The organism is Enterobacter cloacae complex sp. 2015409 (genome assembly GCF_041365315.1).
Taxonomy (GTDB): Bacteria; Pseudomonadota; Gammaproteobacteria; order Enterobacterales; family Enterobacteriaceae; genus Enterobacter; species Enterobacter pseudoroggenkampii.
Window position 1 is genome coordinate 16,835 of the sequence record NZ_JBFTVM010000003.1, and the last position, 17,940, is coordinate 34,774.

Annotated in this window: 15 protein-coding genes; 7 read left to right on the forward strand and 8 right to left on the reverse strand. The window is 56.1% G+C overall.

Annotation, left to right across the window (positions count from 1 at the left end; all coding sequences use genetic code 11):
• Positions 1-5 precede the first annotated feature (5 nt).
• The 8 genes from panF to ACDO57_RS16105 all read right to left on the reverse strand — a co-directional run bounded on the left by panF (position 6) and on the right by ACDO57_RS16105 (position 6,981).
• Entirely contained in the window at positions 6-1,457 is a 1,452-nt protein-coding gene (panF, locus tag ACDO57_RS16070) for a sodium/pantothenate symporter (protein ID WP_032650448.1), read from the reverse strand.
• Positions 1,447-1,689 (reverse strand): YhdT family protein, encoded by a 243-nt coding sequence (locus ACDO57_RS16075; RefSeq protein ID WP_267215680.1) that lies wholly within the window; start codon positions 1,687-1,689, stop codon positions 1,447-1,449. The genes panF and ACDO57_RS16075 overlap by 11 nt, the downstream gene beginning before the upstream one ends.
• Positions 1,690-1,797: 108 nt before the next feature.
• Entirely contained in the window at positions 1,798-3,147 is a 1,350-nt protein-coding gene (gene accC, locus ACDO57_RS16080; RefSeq protein ID WP_024906319.1) for an acetyl-CoA carboxylase biotin carboxylase subunit, read from the reverse strand.
• A 10-nt stretch (positions 3,148-3,157) separates the two neighbouring features.
• Entirely contained in the window at positions 3,158-3,619 is a 462-nt protein-coding gene (gene accB, locus ACDO57_RS16085; protein WP_010436174.1) for an acetyl-CoA carboxylase biotin carboxyl carrier protein, read from the reverse strand.
• Positions 3,620-3,640: 21 nt separating this feature from the next.
• The gene (gene aroQ, locus ACDO57_RS16090) at positions 3,641-4,093 is read right to left on the reverse strand and encodes a type II 3-dehydroquinate dehydratase (protein WP_024906320.1); all 453 of its coding nucleotides are present in this window, start codon (positions 4,091-4,093) and stop codon (positions 3,641-3,643) included.
• Positions 4,094-4,327: 234 nt separating this feature from the next.
• Positions 4,328-4,927, reverse strand: a complete 600-nt coding sequence (gene msrQ, locus ACDO57_RS16095; protein ID WP_024906321.1) for a protein-methionine-sulfoxide reductase heme-binding subunit MsrQ — start codon at positions 4,925-4,927, stop codon at positions 4,328-4,330.
• On the reverse strand, positions 4,928-5,929 hold the full coding sequence (gene msrP, locus ACDO57_RS16100) for a protein-methionine-sulfoxide reductase catalytic subunit MsrP (protein ID WP_370884261.1): 1,002 nt from the start codon (positions 5,927-5,929) through the stop codon (positions 4,928-4,930).
• 77 nt (positions 5,930-6,006) lie between these two features.
• On the reverse strand, positions 6,007-6,981 hold the full coding sequence (locus tag ACDO57_RS16105) for an MDR family oxidoreductase (protein ID WP_370884262.1): 975 nt from the start codon (positions 6,979-6,981) through the stop codon (positions 6,007-6,009).
• Positions 6,982-7,163: 182 nt separating this feature from the next.
• On the opposite strand from ACDO57_RS16105, the gene csrD reads away from it, so the two are divergent.
• The 7 genes from csrD (at position 7,164) to yhdP (ending at position 17,904) form a co-directional block, all read left to right on the forward strand.
• On the forward strand, positions 7,164-9,104 hold the full coding sequence (csrD, locus tag ACDO57_RS16110) for an RNase E specificity factor CsrD (protein WP_048989768.1): 1,941 nt from the start codon (positions 7,164-7,166) through the stop codon (positions 9,102-9,104).
• 282 nt (positions 9,105-9,386) lie between these two features.
• Positions 9,387-10,430, forward strand: a complete 1,044-nt coding sequence (gene mreB / locus ACDO57_RS16115; RefSeq protein WP_000913396.1) for a rod shape-determining protein MreB — start codon at positions 9,387-9,389, stop codon at positions 10,428-10,430.
• A gap of 62 nt (positions 10,431-10,492) precedes the next feature.
• Positions 10,493-11,509, forward strand: a complete 1,017-nt coding sequence (mreC, locus tag ACDO57_RS16120; RefSeq protein ID WP_023309400.1) for a rod shape-determining protein MreC — start codon at positions 10,493-10,495, stop codon at positions 11,507-11,509.
• Positions 11,509-11,997 carry a rod shape-determining protein MreD gene (gene mreD, locus ACDO57_RS16125; protein ID WP_023309399.1) on the forward strand — a complete coding sequence of 163 codons (489 nt, stop codon included), beginning with the start codon at positions 11,509-11,511 and terminating at the stop codon, positions 11,995-11,997. Before mreC ends, mreD begins: the two co-directional genes overlap by 1 nt.
• Before the next feature lie 9 nt (positions 11,998-12,006).
• Positions 12,007-12,600, forward strand: coding sequence for a nucleoside triphosphate pyrophosphatase (locus tag ACDO57_RS16130; protein ID WP_370884263.1), 594 nt, complete (start codon positions 12,007-12,009; stop codon positions 12,598-12,600).
• Positions 12,590-14,059, forward strand: coding sequence for a ribonuclease G (gene rng, locus ACDO57_RS16135; protein ID WP_010436156.1), 1,470 nt, complete (start codon positions 12,590-12,592; stop codon positions 14,057-14,059). The genes ACDO57_RS16130 and rng overlap by 11 nt, the downstream gene beginning before the upstream one ends.
• Positions 14,060-14,100: 41 nt before the next feature.
• Positions 14,101-17,904: an AsmA2 domain-containing protein YhdP gene (yhdP, locus tag ACDO57_RS16140; RefSeq protein ID WP_248272487.1), complete on the forward strand. Its 3,804-nt coding sequence runs from the start codon at positions 14,101-14,103 to the stop codon at positions 17,902-17,904.
• The last annotated feature ends 36 nt before the right edge of the window (positions 17,905-17,940 follow it).

Genomic DNA, 17,940 nt, shown 5'->3' on the forward strand with positions numbered 1-17,940 from the left:
ACTCTTTATTTATCAGTAGAAATCATAGCGGGTTGTGGGACAGGCTGACCGAAACGGTTCCCCACCACAAACGCCAGTAAACTTAGCAGTAACGAAGGCACAATCGGATGGAAGCCCAGGTACTGAATCTTAAACGTTGCGAGGACGGCATACAGCACACCGCCGACGATCATGCCGCTCAGCGCGCCCGCCGCGTTTGCGCGTTCCCAGTAGAGCCCTAACACCAGCGGCCACAGGAATACCGCTTCCAGCCCACCAAATGCCAGCAGGTTCAGCCAGATGATCATCTCCGGCGGACGCCATGCGGCGAGCATCATCAGAATACCGAGCACCAGCGTGGTCCAGGTTGAGATGCGTTTCAGCTTCTGCTCATTATGCATTTTAGCCGGACGCGCGCTAAGCCATAGATCTTTGATAATGGTGGCGGAAGCCTGAAGCAGGTGCGCGTTAACGTTGGACATGATGGCCGCCATCGGTGCAGCAAGGAATAAACCTGCGGCCCACGGCGGCAGAACCTGCACCATCAGCGTTGGGATCACCTGATCCGGCACGGTCAGGTGAGGTAATACAGCTCGACCCAGCGCGCCCGCCAGATGCATGCCCAGCATCAGAAGGGCGACAACGACGGTACCAATCACAATCCCGCGGTGAACGGCTTTGCTGTCTTTATAGGAGATACAGCGCACGGCGGTGTGCGGCAGACCAATAACCCCAAAGCAAACCAGCACCCAGAAGGAGGTCATAAACGCGGGCGTCAGGATATCGTCAGCACCATGAGGGCTAACCAGCTTAGGATCGATCTGTTCCAGCGTTTGCACCGCATTGTGTAACCCGCCGGCCGCGTAGATGACGCCAACCAGCAGCACAAGAGTACCTATCAGCATCACCATGCCCTGCATGGTGTCGTTCAGCACGCTGGCGCGGAAACCGCCAAACGCGGTGTACAGCGCAATCGTGATCCCGAAGATGAGCAGCCCGGTCTCGTACTTAATACCCGCCGCCGTTTCCAGCAGGCGCGCGCCGCCAATAAACTGAACGGCAATGGCGCCGACGAAGGCGACAATCAGGCTGATACTGGCAATCCAGACCACCGCGCGGCTCTGATAACGCGCCTGCAGCATGTCGTTCAGCGTAATGGCGTTATAGCGGCGAGCGAGTATGGCAAATTTTTTGCCCAGAATACCCAGTGACAGCCAAATCGTGGGCACCTGAATCATGGCCAGCAATACCCAGCCCAGGCCGTATTTGTATGCGGCTCCCGGCCCGCCGATAAACGAACTGGCGCTCACATAGGTGGCGGTCAGCGTCATCGCCAGCACAAACCCGCCCATGGAACGGCTGCCGAGGAAATATTCGCTCAGGAACGATCCGGTACTGCGTTTGCGCATGGCATAGAAAGAGAGGCCAAATACCACGATCAAATAGACAACCAGTACGGTGATGATTTCAGTTTGCATCACTGTCCTCCAGCGGGAAATCGCGGAAGATAAAGCGCACCATCAGCCAGCTGAGCAAAATGAAAACCAACGGCACCAGCAGACACGCCATTTCAAACCAGTGCGGCAGGCCGGTTATGCCGGACGCTGAATTCGGTAAGTAAGCAGTTACTAACCATGCGGCGAGATAGAGAAGGGTCAGCCACAGCGCCCAGCGCGCTTCTTTATGGGCCTGAACAAAACGTTTGTCCATTTTTTGTCCCTTGTGGATGAAGAAAGCGGGGATTGTACATGATGAGGCTTTCCAGGCCCCAGAAATAAAAAAGGCCGGATAATCCGGCCTTTTCATGTGCGCGCAGTCTTACTTCTCGTTAAGACCGAGTTTCTTCTCGAGATAGTGGATGTTGGTTCCACCATTCTGGAAGTGCTCGTCGCTCATAATGCGCATCTGCAGATCAACGTTGGTTTTGATACCGTCGATGATCAGCTCCTGCAGGGCGTTCTTCATGCGGGCAATCGCCACGTCACGGTTTTCGCCGTAGCAGATGAGTTTACCGATCATTGAGTCATAGTACGGCGGTACGGTGTAACCGGCGTAGATATGAGATTCCCAACGCACGCCAAAGCCGCCCGGCGCGTGGAAACGCGTGATTTTACCCGGGCTTGGCAGGAAGGTGTTCGGGTCTTCGGCGTTGATACGACACTCGATCGCATGGCCTTTCACCACAACTTCTTCCTGCTTGATGGACAGCGGCTGACCGGCTGCGATACGCAGCTGTTCTTTGATCAGGTCAACGCCGGTGATCATTTCGGTAACCGGGTGTTCAACCTGAATACGGGTGTTCATTTCGATGAAATAGAACTCGCCGTTTTCGAACAGGAACTCAAAGGTACCCGCCCCGCGATAGCCGATATCGACACACGCTTTGGCGCAACGCTCGCCGATGTAGCGACGCAGTTCCGGGGTAATACCCGGTGCTGGCGCTTCTTCGACCACTTTCTGGTGACGACGCTGCATGGAGCAGTCACGTTCTGCCAGATAGATCGCGTTACCCTGACCGTCAGCCAGCACCTGAATTTCGATGTGGCGTGGGTTTTCCAGGTATTTTTCCATGTATACCATGTCATTGCTGAAAGCGGCTTTCGCTTCAGCTTTGGTCATGGAGATGGACTGCGCCAGGTCAGCATCGCTACGCACAACGCGCATACCGCGACCGCCGCCGCCGCCGGAAGCCTTGATGATAACCGGGTAGCCAATGCGTTTAGCATGAGCACGGTTAGCATCCATGTCGTCGGTCAGAGGGCCGTCAGAGCCTGGTACGGTTGGCACACCGGCTTTTTTCATCGCGGTGATTGCAGACACTTTGTCGCCCATCAGGCGGATGGTGTCGGCTTTCGGGCCGATGAAGATGAAGCCAGAGCGTTCAACCTGCTCAGCAAAGTTGGCGTTCTCAGAGAGGAAGCCGTAACCCGGATGAATTGCCACCGCGCCGGTGATTTCAGCGGCGCTGATGATAGCCGGGATGTTCAGATAGCTTTTTACGGACGGAGCCGGGCCAATACAGACCGTCTCATCCGCCAGCAATACGTGTTTTAAATCGCGATCCGCGCTTGAGTGCACAGCGACGGTCTTGATGCCCAGTTCTTTACAGGCACGAAGAATACGCAGTGCGATCTCGCCGCGGTTGGCGATAACAATTTTATCCAGCATGTACGCCTCGTTACTCGATGACGACCAGCGGCTCGTCAAATTCAACCGGCTGACCACTTTCGACCAGAATCGCTTTCACAGTACCTGATTTGTCTGCTTCGATCTGGTTCATCATTTTCATCGCTTCAACGATGCACAGGGTATCGCCTACGTTGACTTTCTGACCCACTTCGATGAACGCCTTCGCGTCCGGGCTCGGGGTGCGGTAGAAAGTACCAACCATTGGGGAACGTACGATGTGACCACTGATTTCTGCTGCAGCGGCAGGTGCGGCTTCAGCTGCTGGCGCAACGGCTGCGGAGAGCGCAGGCTGCTGCACTGGCGCAGCATAAGCCTGCTGCATTACCGGGAAGCTAGCGGCTGGGGCTGCACGGCTGATGCGTACAGACTCTTCGCCTTCAGAAATTTCCAGTTCGGAGATGCCTGATTCTTCAACCAGCTCGATCAGTTTTTTAATCTTACGAATATCCATGAGTGGGTTCCGTACTCTTGTTTAGTGTGATTGTGACAAGCGTTTTACCGCTGTCTGTAAAGCGTATGAATAGCCGTCTGCGCCCAGTCCACAGATAACGCCAGCAGCGATATCTGACAGATACGAATGGTGGCGGAACGGCTCTCGGGCGTGCACGTTACTCAGGTGGATCTCGATAAACGGGATACTCACCGCGAGCAGTGCGTCGCGGATAGCAACACTGGTGTGCGTAAACGCGGCCGGATTGATCAGGATATAGTCCACATTGTCTTTAGCCTGATGAATACGGTCGATGATTGCGTACTCCGCATTCGACTGAAAATGATCCAAATCCACATTCAGTGACGCTGCTTCCGTTCCCAGACGGTTAACAATTTCACTCAATGTCAGCGTGCCGTACTTCTCTGGCTCACGGGTTCCGAGCATGTTCAGGTTCGGTCCGTTCAAAACTAAGATGTGGAACTTATCAGTCATTATGCCGCTATCTCCTGCGATTTTCGGGTAAAAAACAAAATATACCTTCGAAACGCAAATGTCACCTTTTCAGAGGCTTAAAACCGCTGTCAGGCGAACCAAGGTCGCACATTATAACGATTTCGTAGCATTTAGCAGCTAAATACTGGTCTTATCAGGGAAGATTATCAACCGCTATCCGAAAAAGATTTGCGGTTGACGGGGAATATGCGGGAAAACGCACAGTTTCGCGAACTATCGCAACCACTGGCGGAACTTCTTGTAACGCCATGCTAAAAGCGCCACGGCGGCCAGTGCGTACAGGACCGGCTGCGGGGAGAGGATCTTCACCGACCACAGGTAATGAATGGGGGCGAGGATCGCGACAAGATAGACGAAGTTGTGCAGCAGCTGCCAGCGCCTGCCCAGTTTTCGCTGCGCATATTGCGTGGAGGTCAGCGCTAACGCCAGTAAAATCACCCAGCTCACAATACCCAGCGTCAGATAAGGGCGTGTCACCAGTTCGCGGCCAAGCAGTGCCAGATTGTTAATTCCCAGTTCCAGCAGGGCATAGCTGGTGAGGTGCAGCGTCGCCCAGGCAAAACACCATAGCCCTAACAGCCGACGGGTGCGTATCAATAGTGGCTGTTTAGCGTAGCGCGCCAGCGGCGAAACGAGCAAGGTGGCCAGCAAAAATTTCAGAGCCATCCGACCGGTAAAATGCTGGATATCCTTGGCCGGGTCTGCGCTAAAGAGCCCCTGGCTGGCGGCCCAGAACAGCCATATAAAAGGAAGTAACCCGGCCAGGTGCAGCAGCACTTTCAGCCAGGTAATCTGTTTTGCCGTTAAACGCACTCAGAAGTTCTCCCGTAAATTGAGGCCACGGTACAGCGAGGCCACTTCATCCGCATAGCCGTTAAACAGCAGCGTGGGCTGACGCTTCACGTCCAGCGCACCGCCGGAACCGATAAACCGCTCGGTTGCCTGCGACCAGCGCGGGTGATCCACATGCGGGTTCACGTTGGCGAAGAAACCGTATTCGTTCGGAGCCGCCAGATTCCAGGTGGTGGGCGGACGCTCGCGGGTGAGCTTAATGCTGACGATGGACTTAATTCCTTTGAAACCGTATTTCCACGGTACGGTTAAACGAATGGGGGCGCCGTTCTGCGGCGGAAGCGCCTTGCCGTACACGCCGACGGTCAGCAGGGTAAGGGGATGCATGGCTTCGTCGAGGCGTAACCCTTCCACATACGGATACTCAAGCCCGCCGCCGATAAACCGATCTTTCTGCCCGGGCATCTCGTCCGGCGCATAGCGCGTCTGGAAAGCGACATATTTTGCGTTGCTGGTGGGCTCAACCATCGCCAGCAGTTTATGCAGCGGGAAGCCGACCCAGGGCACCACCATCGACCAGGCCTCCACGCAGCGCATGCGATAGATACGCTCTTCGAGTGGGAAACGGGTGGTGAGATCGTGGTGGTCCAGCGTCAGGGGTTTTGCCACTTCGCCATCAATCTTCAGCGTCCACGGATCGGTTTTGAGGCTGCCTGCGTTGGCGGCAGGATCGGCCTTGTCGAGACCAAATTCGTAGAAGTTGTTGTAGCCGGTGACTTTATCTTCTGGCGTCAGCGTCAGTTTATTTTTCCATTGGGCGGGTTTCGTAAAGGTGAGCGGGGCGCCGGAAGGAGCCTTCGGCCGATCGTTGCCTTTAAACCAGTCTAGCAGGTCGGCGTGTGCCGCCGGAGAGAGCGTCAGGGCTGTGGCGCTGATACCAAGCATTTTCAGGATCTGGCGGCGCTGTAACATAAAGACAGACTCGGACGTTACGTCGGCTTCCGTCAGTTTTCGGTTTTTCATGGCATCCTCCGTCATGCGTTTTCCTAAGCATGACGGAGGAGAGGGATTCGCGCGAATATGTCACGAAAATTTGAAGATTAGGCGATTTTCACCAGCGCGCGACCGTGGAACTGGTTGTCCATGATCTTACTGGCATAGTCCGGTGCCTGGCTGAGCGTAATCTCCGTTGCGCTCCGGGTGTAGAAGGATTCCGGCAGATCGCGTACCAGACGTTCCCAGGCTTCATGGCGACGGGCCGGCGGGGTCATCACGGAATCCACACCCTGCAGGCGGACGTTACGCAGAATAAATGGCATCACGGTGGTGGGCAGGGCAAATCCGCCCGCCAGTCCGCAGGCTGCCACGCAGCCGCCGTAGTTCATCTGCGCCAGGACTTTTGCCAGCACTTTATCACCGACGGTATCCACCGCGCCTGCCCAGACCTGTTTTTCCAGTGGACGAGTTTCGGCGAATTCGTCACGGCTGAGAATGCGGCTGGCGCCGAGCTGGCGCAGGTAATCGTGGGTGCTTTCACGACCGGAAACCGCCGCGACCTGATAGCCCAGCTTGTGCAGCAGCGTGACAGCCGTGCTGCCCACGCCGCCGCTGGCACCGGTGACGACAATTTCACCCGACTCAGGGCGGATGCCCGCATCTTCCAGCGCCATCACACACAGCATGGCGGTAAAGCCTGCCGTGCCGACGATCATCGCCTTGCGGCCATCCATGCCTTTCGGCATCGGCACCAGCCAGTCGCCCTTCACGCGCGCCTGCGTTGCCAGCCCGCCCCAGTGATTTTCACCTACGCCCCAGCCGGTGAGCAGCACCTGCTGGCCCGGGTGGAAGCGCGGATCCTCGCTGGTATGAACCCGGCCCGCGAAATCAATCCCCGGCACCATAGGGAAATTTCGGATGATTTTACCCTTACCGGTAATCGCCAGCGCATCTTTATAATTTAAACTGGACCAGTCGATGTCGACGGTTACTTCGCCTTCCGGCAGGCGACTCTCTTCAACCGCCTGCACTGAGGCAAGCGTTTTGCCGTCCTGCTGTTCTAAGATCAAAGCCTGCATACGGGGTCCTCTCGACTCATATGATTGGAAAATAATTTCTGAAGACTATACTCGCTCAGGGAAACGCAGTGCCGATTTAACGCAATAAATTGCCAGATACACCCGATTTGATAGTATGCCGCATTTGGAATGCAAGTTAGCGCTTACTCGCTACCCCATCAACCCACGGAGTAATCTCAAGGATGCGATTAACGACGAAGTTCTCGGCTTTTATCACCTTGCTGACGGGGCTTACCATTTTTGTCACGCTTATGGGCTGCTCCCTGAGCTTTTACACCGCCATTCAGGACAAGCTGGTTAACCGGGTACAGTCTGTTGCATCGGTGATTGATGCGCGTCTGCTGACGACGCCGCTACCGGCGCTCTCCCGTGAGCTCGATGAGTTGATGGTACCTGTTGATATCGTTCAGATCGACATTCTGCAGGGAAAGCATCGTGTTTTAAGCCACGAACGGCCGGGAAGCTATCGCCCCGCGGGCGTGGTGAGCCAGTATCGGGAAGTGACGGTGCATTCCCTGAAAAATCCGGGGATGACCATACACATGGTCTACCTCGATCCGATGGCGAGCTATTTTCGTTCAATGATGACCACCGCACCGCTCACCGTCGCCGTTGCGTTTATCGTCCTGCTGATCTTTCTCGCGGTCCGCTGGCTGCGCCGACAGCTCTCCGGCCAGGAGCTGCTGGAGATGCGCTCCGTGCGGATCCTTAACGGTGAACGCGGTCCGCAGGTGCGTGGCTCGGTCCATGAGTGGCCGTCACGCGCCAGCAGCGCGCTGGATACGCTGCTCTCGGAAATCCAGTTTGCCAGCGACCAGCGCAGCCGAATGGATACGCTGATTCGCTCTTATGCCGCCCAGGATAATAAAACTGGCCTTAACAACCGTCTTTTCTTTGATAATCAGCTCGCGACGCTGCTCGACGATTCAGAAAAAGTGGGGACACACGGGGTGGTGATGATGATTCGCCTGCCCGATTTCGATCTCCTGCGCGATACCTGGGGACAGCGGGCTGCGGAAGAAAATCTCTTTACGCTGATCAACCTGCTCTCCACCTTTATTATGCGCTACCCGGGCGCGCTGCTGGCCCGCTATCACCGCAGCGACTTTGCCGTATTGTTGCCTCATCGTACGCTGAAGGAGTCGGAAAGCATCGCCAGCCAGCTGCTGAAAGCGGTGGATGCGTTGCCGCAGAGCAAAATGCTCGACAGGGACGATATGGTCCACATGGGGATCTGCGCCTGGCGTGGCGGACAATCCACAGAACAGGTGATGGAACATGCGGAAGCGGCCACCCGCAACGCCGTGTTGCAGGGGGCGAACGGATGGGCGGTTTACGATGACTCGCTGCCGGAAAAAGGGCGTGGTAATGTGCGCTGGCGTACTTTGATTGAGCAAATGCTTAGCCGCGGTGGACCACGTATTTATCAAAAACCCGCGGTCATGAAAAACGGCAACGTTCATCACCGTGAACTGATGTGTCGTATTTTTGACGGTTCGGAAGAGGTTATCTCGGCGGAATATCTGCCGATGGTCCTGCAATTTGGCCTGTCCGAAGAGTATGACCGCCAGCAAATTACCCGATTGATTCCGTTTTTATCTTTTTGGCCTGAAGAGAGCCTGGCATTACAGGTTACCGTTGAGTCATTAATACGCCCACGTTTTCAGCGCTGGCTTCGTGATACATTAATGCAATGCGAAAAATCGCAACGCAAACACATTATTTTTGAACTTGCTGAGGCCGATGTAGGTCAACACATCAGCCGGTTACGTCCGGTAGTACGTTTGATCAATGCGCTCGGTGCGCGTGTGGCGGTGACTCAGGCAGGCTTAACGCTGGTCAGTACCAACTGGATCAAGGAGCTGGATGTGGAGTTATTAAAGCTACATCCGGGGCTGGTAAGGAATATTGAGAAGCGTACGGAAAACCAGCTGCTGGTACAGAGTCTGGTTGAAGCATGCAAGGGAACGCGAACACAAGTATTTGCCACGGGCGTGCGCTCCAGAAGTGAATGGCAGATGTTAACAGAGCGCGGTGTGATGGGTGGTCAGGGGGATTTTTTTGCTGCCTCTCAACCGCTTGACACCAACGTGAAAAAATATTTGCAAAGATACTCTGTTTGACCTGCCGTTTACGCTGTTTTCACGTAGAATATCGCGCCTGTAGCTTTGAGTATGTCGAGCAAAAAGCCAGTGAACGACCTTTAACGGGTTACAAACGTCAGTGGGGAACGCTACTGTTTATTCAGCCCTGAGGGAGTCAGGGGATGATTTTGTAACATCAGGAAACGTACTGCACAAATTTTCACCGTTGCAGATGATTTTTGCGCCTTGTCGCTGCTGCGTGTGGTTGGTAAAGTAAGCGGATTTTGTTTTCCGCCCCAGCTTTCAGGATTATCCCTTAGTATGTTGAAAAAATTTCGTGGCATGTTTTCCAATGACCTGTCCATTGACCTGGGTACCGCGAATACCCTTATTTATGTAAAAGGACAAGGCATCGTATTGAATGAGCCTTCTGTTGTGGCCATTCGTCAGGATCGTGCAGGCTCGCCGAAAAGCGTGGCCGCAGTGGGTCATGACGCGAAGCAGATGCTGGGTCGTACCCCTGGCAACATCGCCGCCATTCGCCCAATGAAAGACGGCGTTATCGCCGACTTCTTCGTGACTGAAAAAATGCTTCAGCACTTCATCAAGCAGGTTCACAGCAACAGCTTCATGCGCCCAAGCCCGCGTGTTCTGGTGTGTGTGCCGGTTGGTGCAACCCAGGTAGAGCGTCGCGCAATTCGTGAATCTGCCCAGGGCGCAGGTGCGCGTGAAGTGTTCCTGATTGAAGAGCCAATGGCGGCGGCCATCGGTGCTGGTCTGCCTGTGTCTGAAGCGACCGGTTCCATGGTGGTGGATATCGGTGGTGGTACCACTGAAGTGGCCGTTATCTCTCTGAACGGCGTGGTGTACTCCTCTTCCGTACGTATCGGTGGTGACCGCTTCGACGAAGCCATCATTAATTATGTACGCCGTAACTACGGCTCTCTGATCGGTGAGGCCACCGCAGAGCGTATCAAACACGAAATCGGCTCTGCGTATCCGGGCGATGAAGTGCGTGAGATCGAAGTACGTGGCCGTAACCTGGCTGAAGGTGTGCCACGCGGTTTCACCCTGAACTCCAACGAAATTCTGGAAGCACTGCAGGAACCACTGACGGGTATCGTGAGCGCGGTAATGGTTGCGCTGGAACAGTGCCCACCAGAGCTGGCGTCCGATATCTCCGAGCGCGGTATGGTTCTGACCGGTGGTGGTGCGCTGCTGCGTAACCTCGACCGCCTGTTAATGGAAGAGACAGGTATTCCTGTCGTAGTTGCAGAAGATCCACTGACTTGCGTCGCCCGTGGTGGTGGCAAGGCGCTGGAAATGATCGACATGCACGGCGGCGATTTGTTCAGCGAAGAGTAGTCGAGTTTGAGAGGGTAGCAATTTGCTACCCTTTCTCTCTGACGCGAGAATACGCATAGCCTATGAAGCCAATTTTTAGCCGTGGCCCATCGCTACAGTTTCGCCTTATTCTGGCGGTTCTGGTTGCGCTTGGGGTCATTATTGCCGATAGCCGCCTCGGTACGTTCAGCCAGATCAGAACGTACATGGATACCGCCGTCAGTCCTTTCTACTTTGTTTCAAATGGTCCCCGTGAACTGCTCGACTCCGTTTCTCAAACGCTGTCTTCACGTGATCAACTCGAACTCGAAAACCGGGCATTACGTCAGGAACTGTTGCTGAAAAACAGCGAACTGCTGATGCTGGGGCAATACAAGCAGGAAAACGCGCGTCTGCGTGAGCTGCTCGGCTCGCCGCTGCGTCAGGATGAGCAGAAAATGGTCACGCAGGTGATCTCCACCGTGAACGACCCCTACAGCGATCAGGTTGTGATCGACAAAGGGAGCGTGAACGGGGTGTATGAAGGTCAACCTGTTATCAGTGACAAAGGCGTCGTGGGCCAGGTGGTTGCCGTGGCCAAACTGACCAGCCGCGTGCTGCTGATTTGCGATGCCACGCATGCGCTGCCGATCCAGGTTCTGCGCAACGACATCCGCGTGATTGCGGCCGGTAATGGCTGTACGGACGACCTGCAGCTGGAACACCTGCCGGCTAACACGGATATCCGCGTGGGTGACGTTCTGGTGACCTCCGGTCTGGGCGGACGCTTCCCTGAGGGCTATCCGGTTGCGGTGGTTTCTTCAGTGAAGCTGGATACGCAGCGTGCCTATACCGTAATTCAGGCGCGTCCAACCGCCGGTTTGCAGCGTCTGCGCTATCTGCTGCTGCTGTGGGGCGCCGATCGTAACGGTGCTAACCCGATGACGCCTGAAGAGGTGCATCGCGTAGCAAATGAGCGCCTGATGCAGATGATGCCGCAGGTTCTCCCGCCTGCGGATTCCATGGGGCCGCCTGCGCCAGTCCCGGCGCCGGCAACCGGGTTAACGCAGCCGCTGCCGGATGCGCCGCCACCGCCTAAACTCTCTTCGGGAGGGCAGTAGTGGCAAGCTATCGTAGCCAGGGACGCTGGGTCATCTGGCTCTCGTTTCTCATTGCACTGTTGCTGCAAGTGATGCCCTGGCCGGATGATATTCTCGTTTTCCGGCCAAACTGGGTATTGCTCATTTTGCTCTACTGGATCCTTGCCCTGCCGCATCGCGTAAATGTCGGCACAGGTTTCGTGATGGGTGCCATACTGGATCTCATTAGCGGCTCTACGCTTGGCGTGCGCGCCTTGTCCATGAGCATTATTGCGTACCTCGTCGCACTCAAATTCCAGCTCTTCCGTAACCTTGCGCTCTGGCAACAGGCCCTGGTGGTGATGCTATTGTCGCTCGCTGCGGATATCGTTGTTTTCTGGGCAGAGTTTTTAGTGATCAACGTCTCTTTCCGACCGGAAGTGTTCTGGAGTAGTGTAGTAAACGGTGTGCTCTGGCCATGGTTATTCCTGCTGATGCGTAAGGTTCGCCAGCAGTTTGCTGTGCAATAAAAGGTTTCTATGACGTCTTTGTATCTCGCTTCCGGCTCCCCGCGCCGTCAGGAACTCCTGACGCAGCTTGGGGTCTCTTTTGAACGCATCGTAACCGGCATTGAAGAAAAACGTGCTGAGGGTGAAAGCGCGCAACAGTACGTGTCTCGCCTGGCGCGTGAGAAAGCGCAGGCGGGCGTGGCCAGTGTGCCACGCGATCTCCCCGTGCTGGGAGCAGATACCATCGTTATTCTGAACGGTGAAGTGCTTGAGAAACCGCGCGACGCCGATCATGCGGCGCGCATGCTGCGCAAACTGTCCGGACATACGCATCAGGTGATGACGGCCGTCGCGCTGGCTGACAGCCAGCACGTGCTGGATTGCCTGGTGGTGACAGAAGTGACGTTCAGAGTGCTTACCGACGACGACATCGCCGCTTATATTGCCAGCGGTGAACCAATGGATAAGGCAGGTGCATACGGTATTCAGGGGCTGGGTGGCTGTTTTGTCAGGAAGATTCATGGCAGCTATCACGCCGTAGTCGGCTTACCGCTGGTGGAAACGTATGAGTTGCTGAGCAATTTTAACTCACTGCGTGAGGGAAGGGATAATTATGACGGCTGAATTGTTGGTAAACGTAACGCCATCGGAAACCCGTGTGGCCTATATTGATGGTGGCATTCTTCAGGAAATTCATATTGAGCGTGAAGCGCGGCGCGGAATAGTAGGCAATATCTACAAAGGTCGTGTCAGTCGTGTACTACCGGGTATGCAGGCGGCTTTTGTAGATATTGGACTGGATAAGGCGGCATTTTTACATGCCTCCGATATCATGCCGCACACCGAGTGCGTCGCGGGCGAAGAGCAAAAGCAGTTTGCCGTGCGCGACATTTCCGAACTGGTGCGTCAGGGACAGGATCTGATGGTGCAGGTGGTGAAAGATCCCCTCGGTACCAAAGGCGCCCGTCTGACCACCGACATCACCTTACCTTCCCGCTATCTGGTCTTTATGCCCGGCGCGTCGCACGTGGGCGTTTCGCAGCGTATTGAGAGCGAAACCGAGCGCGAGCGTCTGAAGAAAGTGGTGAGTGCCTACTGCGATGAGCAGGGCGGGTTTATCATCCGTACCGCCGCAGAGGGGATCAGCGAGGAAGACCTGGCGTCGGATGCGGCTTACCTGAAGCGCGTCTGGACCAAAGTGATGGAGCGTAAAAAACGCAACCAGACCCGCTACCAGCTCTACGGTGAACTGGCGCTTGCACAACGCGTTCTGCGTGACTTTGCTGATGCGCAGCTCGACCGCATTCGCGTGGACTCGCGCCTGACCTATGAAGCGCTGCTGGAATTTACCGCCGAATATATCCCCGAGATGCCTGGCCTGCTGGAGCATTATTCAGGGCGTCAGCCGATCTTCGATCTCTATGATGTCGAAAACGAGATCCAGCGTGCGCTGGAGCGTAAGGTTGAACTGAAGTCAGGCGGCTATCTGATCATCGATCAGACCGAAGCGATGACCACCGTCGATATTAACACCGGCGCGTTTGTCGGCCATCGCAATCTCGATGACACCATCTTCAACACCAACATCGAAGCCACGCAGGCGATTGCGCGCCAGCTTCGTCTGCGCAATCTGGGCGGCATTATCATCATCGACTTCATCGATATGAGTAATGAAGACCATCGTCGCCGCGTGCTGCACTCGCTTGAGCAGGCGTTGAGTAAAGATCGCGTGAAAACCAGCATCAACGGCTTCTCACAGTTGGGGCTGGTGGAAATGACGCGTAAGCGTACCCGCGAGAGCGTGGAGCATGTGCTGTGTAATGAATGCCCGACCTGCCATGGACGCGGAACGGTAAAGACGGTTGAGACCGTCTGCTACGAAATTATGCGTGAAATTGTGCGTGTGCATCATGCCTACGACTCCGACCGTTTTCTGGTCTATGCTTCCCCTGCGGTGGCTGAAGCGCTGAAAGGCGAAGAGTCACACGCGCTGGCGGAAGTGGAAATCTTTGTCGGCAAACAGGTAAAAGTACAAATTGAACCGCTCTATAACCAGGAGCAGTTTGACGTCGTAATGATGTAAACGCAGTACGCTGCGTGACGAATGCTGACAAGGAGAGATGCGTGAGGCGATTGCCGGGGATTTTATTGCTTACAGGGGCAACGCTGGTCGTGATTGTCGCGTTGCTCGTGAGCGGGCTACGCCTCGTATTGCCGCATCTGGACAGCTGGCGTCCGCAGCTGCTGGCGAAAATCGAATCCACCACCGGCGTGCCGGTGAACGTCAGTCAGGTCAGCGCTAACTGGCAAAATTTTGGCCCGACGCTCGATGTCCGGGATATCAACGCCCGCCTGAAAGATGGCGGTTATCTGAAAATCAAACGCGTGACCCTGGCGCTGGACGTCTGGCAAAGCCTGCTGCATCTGCGCTGGCAGTTTCGCGATCTCACCTTTTATCAGCTCCAGTTCCTGACCAATACGCCGCTGTCGGGTAGCGATAGCGGTCAGGGGCTTGAAGCCAACCGCTTCAGCGATCTTTTCCTCCGCCAGTTCGATCATTTCGATCTGCGCGACAGCGAAGTGAGCTTTATTACTCTTTCCGGCCAGCGCGCCGAGCTGGCGATCCCGCAGCTGACCTGGCTCAACGGTAAGGATCGGCACCGCGCCGAGGGGCAGGTCAATCTCTCAAGCCTGAACGGCCAGCACGGCGTGATGCAGGTGCGCATGGATCTGCGCGACGATGACGGCCTGTTAAATAACGGCAAAGTCTGGCTGCAGGCCGACGATGTGGACGTCAAGCCGTGGCTGGGCGACTGGCTCCAGCAAAATATGCAGCTGGAAACGGCCCGCTTCAGTCTTGAAGGCTGGCTGACCCTGACGAAAGGCGAATTTGCCAGCGGTGATATCTGGCTCAAGCAGGGGGGCGCGAGCTGGAAAGGCGAAAAACAACAGCATCAGCTTTCCGTCGATAACCTCACCGCACACGTAACGCAGGAGAAAGAGGGCTGGCAGTTTGCCATTCCCGATACGCGCATCACGATGGACGGCAAGCCGTGGCCGCGCGGTGCGCTGACGCTGGCCTGGATGCCGGAGCAGGATGTCGGTGGCACGGCCAGTAAACGCAGCGACGAGCTGCGCATTCGTGCCAGCAACCTGGATTTGGCCGCCATTGAAGGGCTGCGCTCGATGGCGGCAAAGCTCTCTCCGGACCTGGGCGAGATCTGGCTGGCAACGCAGCCGAGCGGGAAGATAGACGCTCTGGCGCTGGATATCCCGCTCCAGGCGACGGAAAAAACCCGCTTCCAGGCAACGTGGAAAGATCTTGCCTGGAAGCAGTGGAAGCTGCTGCCGGGTGCAGAGCACTTTAGCGGCAAGCTAGAAGGTAGCGTGGAAAACGGCAGGCTGACGGTTGATATGCACGACGCCAAAATGCCTTACGAGACGGTCTTCCGCGCGCCGCTGGAAATCAAACAGGGCAGCGCGGTGCTTAACTGGCTCCGTAACGACAAGGGTTTCCAGCTTGATGGCCGCCATATCGATGTGAAAGCCAAAGCGGTGCACGCGCGCGGCGATTTCCGCTATCTGCAGCCTGAAGGGGATGAGCCGTGGCTGGGTATTCTCGCCGGGATCAGCACCGATGACGGCTCTCAGGCCTGGCGCTACTTCCCGGAAAACCTGATGGGAAAAGCGCTGGTAGACTATCTCAGCGGGGCGATTCAGGGCGGTCAGGCGGACAATGCCACGCTGGTCTACGGCGGAAATCCGCATCTTTTCCCGTATAAACATAATGAAGGCCAGTTCCAGGTGCTGGTGCCGCTGCATAACGCCACCTTCGCGTTCCAGCCGGGCTGGCCCGCGCTGAAAAACCTGGATATCGAACTTAATTTCCTCAATGACGGCCTGTGGATGAAGTCCGACAGCGTGGCGCTGGGCGGCGTGACGGCCAGTAACCTGACGGCCAACATTCCGGACTACTCAAAAGAGAAGCTGCTGATTGATGCCGACATCAACGGTCCCGGCAAGGCGGTCGGACCGTACTTTGAGGAGACGCCGCTGAAAGAGTCGCTGGCCGCGACGCTTCAACAGCTGCAGCTTGATGGCGATGTGAATGCTCGCTTACATCTTGATATCCCGCTGGACGGCAAGATGACCACCGCCAAAGGCGACGTCCGTCTGAAGAACAACAGCCTGTTCATCAAACCCCTTGAGAGCACGCTGAAAAATCTCAGCGGGCAGTTCAGCTTTGAGAACGGTAACCTGAAGAGCGAGCCACTTACGGCGAGCTGGTTTAATCAGCCTGTTAATATTGACTTCACGACGACCGAGGGTGAAAAGGCCTATCAGGTAGCCGTCAATCTGGACGGTAACTGGCAACCATCACGTATGGACGTCCTGCCGAAGCCCATTGAGGCGTCAGTGGAGGGGGCGGTTGCCTGGCAGGGTAAAGTGGCAATCGACCTGCCTTATCACGCGGGTGCCCAGTATAAGGTCGACATCACGGGCGATCTGAAAAACCTTCAGAGCCAGCTGCCTGCGCCGCTGGATAAACAGGCCGGACAGCCGCTGCCGGTAAAGCTGAACGTCGATGGCAACCTGAACAGCTTCGCGCTGACCGGCAGCGCGGGTGGGACAAACCATTTCAACAGCCGCTGGCTGCTTAACCGCAAGCTCACCCTCGATAAAGCCATTTGGACAACGGATAGCCGCTCCACGCCGCCGCTGCCGGAGCAGACGGGCATTGAGCTGAACCTCCCGCCGATGGACGGTGCTGAGTGGCTGGCGCTGTTCCAGAAAGGCGTTGGGCAAAACGTTGATGAAACCGCCCAGTTCCCGCAAACCATTACCGTACGTACGCCGTCGCTGATGCTGGGCGGGCAGCAGTGGAACAACCTGAGCATTGTCTCGCAGCCTGGCGCTAACGGCACGAAGGTGGAGGCCCAGGGCAGAGAGATCAACGGTACGCTGACCATGCGCAATCACGCTCCGTGGCAGGCGGCGATCCGCTACCTCTACTACAACCCGGCAAGCGCTGCGAGCGGGAAAGATAACCCGGCAGAGACGTCGCCGCTGAGTCATACCTCCCGCGTCGATTTTAGCGGCTGGCCCGATCTCCAGCTGCGCTGTGCGGAGTGCTGGCTGTGGGGGCAGAAATATGGCCGCATCGACGGTGATTTTGCCATCCTGGGAAACACGCTTACGCTCTCCGGCGGTCTGGTTGATACCGGATTTGGCCGCATGACGGCCGCAGGGGAATGGGTGAATAACCCGGGCGAGCAGCGGACGTCCCTGAAGGGCGACATTAAAGGCAACAAACTGGATGCGGCAGCCAGTTTCTTTGGTATCAGCACGCCGCTGCGCGGCTCGTCATTTGACGTTGATTACGATCTTCACTGGCGCGACGCCCCGTGGAAGCCGGATGAGGCCTCGCTTAACGGCATTCTGAAAACCCACTTCGGCAAAGGTGAGATCGCCGACGTAAGCACGGGGCGTGCCGGACAGATCCTGCGCCTGCTGAGTTTTGACGCGCTGCTGCGCAAGCTGCGCTTCGATTTCAGTGATACCTTCAACGAAGGTTTCTACTACGATTCCATCCGCAGTACGGCGTGGATCAAGGACGGCGTTCTGCACACGGACGACACGCTGGTGGATGGCCTTGAAGCGGATATCGCCATGAAAGGCTCCGTTAACCTCGTGCGTCGCGAACTGGATATGGAAGCCGTCGTGGCACCGGAAATTTCCGCGAGCGTGGGTGTGGCGGCAGCTTTCGTGGTGAACCCGATTGTTGGTGCGGCGGTGTTTGCCGCCAGTAAAGTGCTGGGGCCACTCTGGAGCAAGGTCTCCATTCTGCGCTACCGCATTACCGGTCCGGTAGATAAACCGCAGATTAACGAGGTGCTGCGCCAGCCGCGCAAAGATGCACAGCAATGATTTGACGTGGGCAGGTAATTGCCTCACTCTCAATAA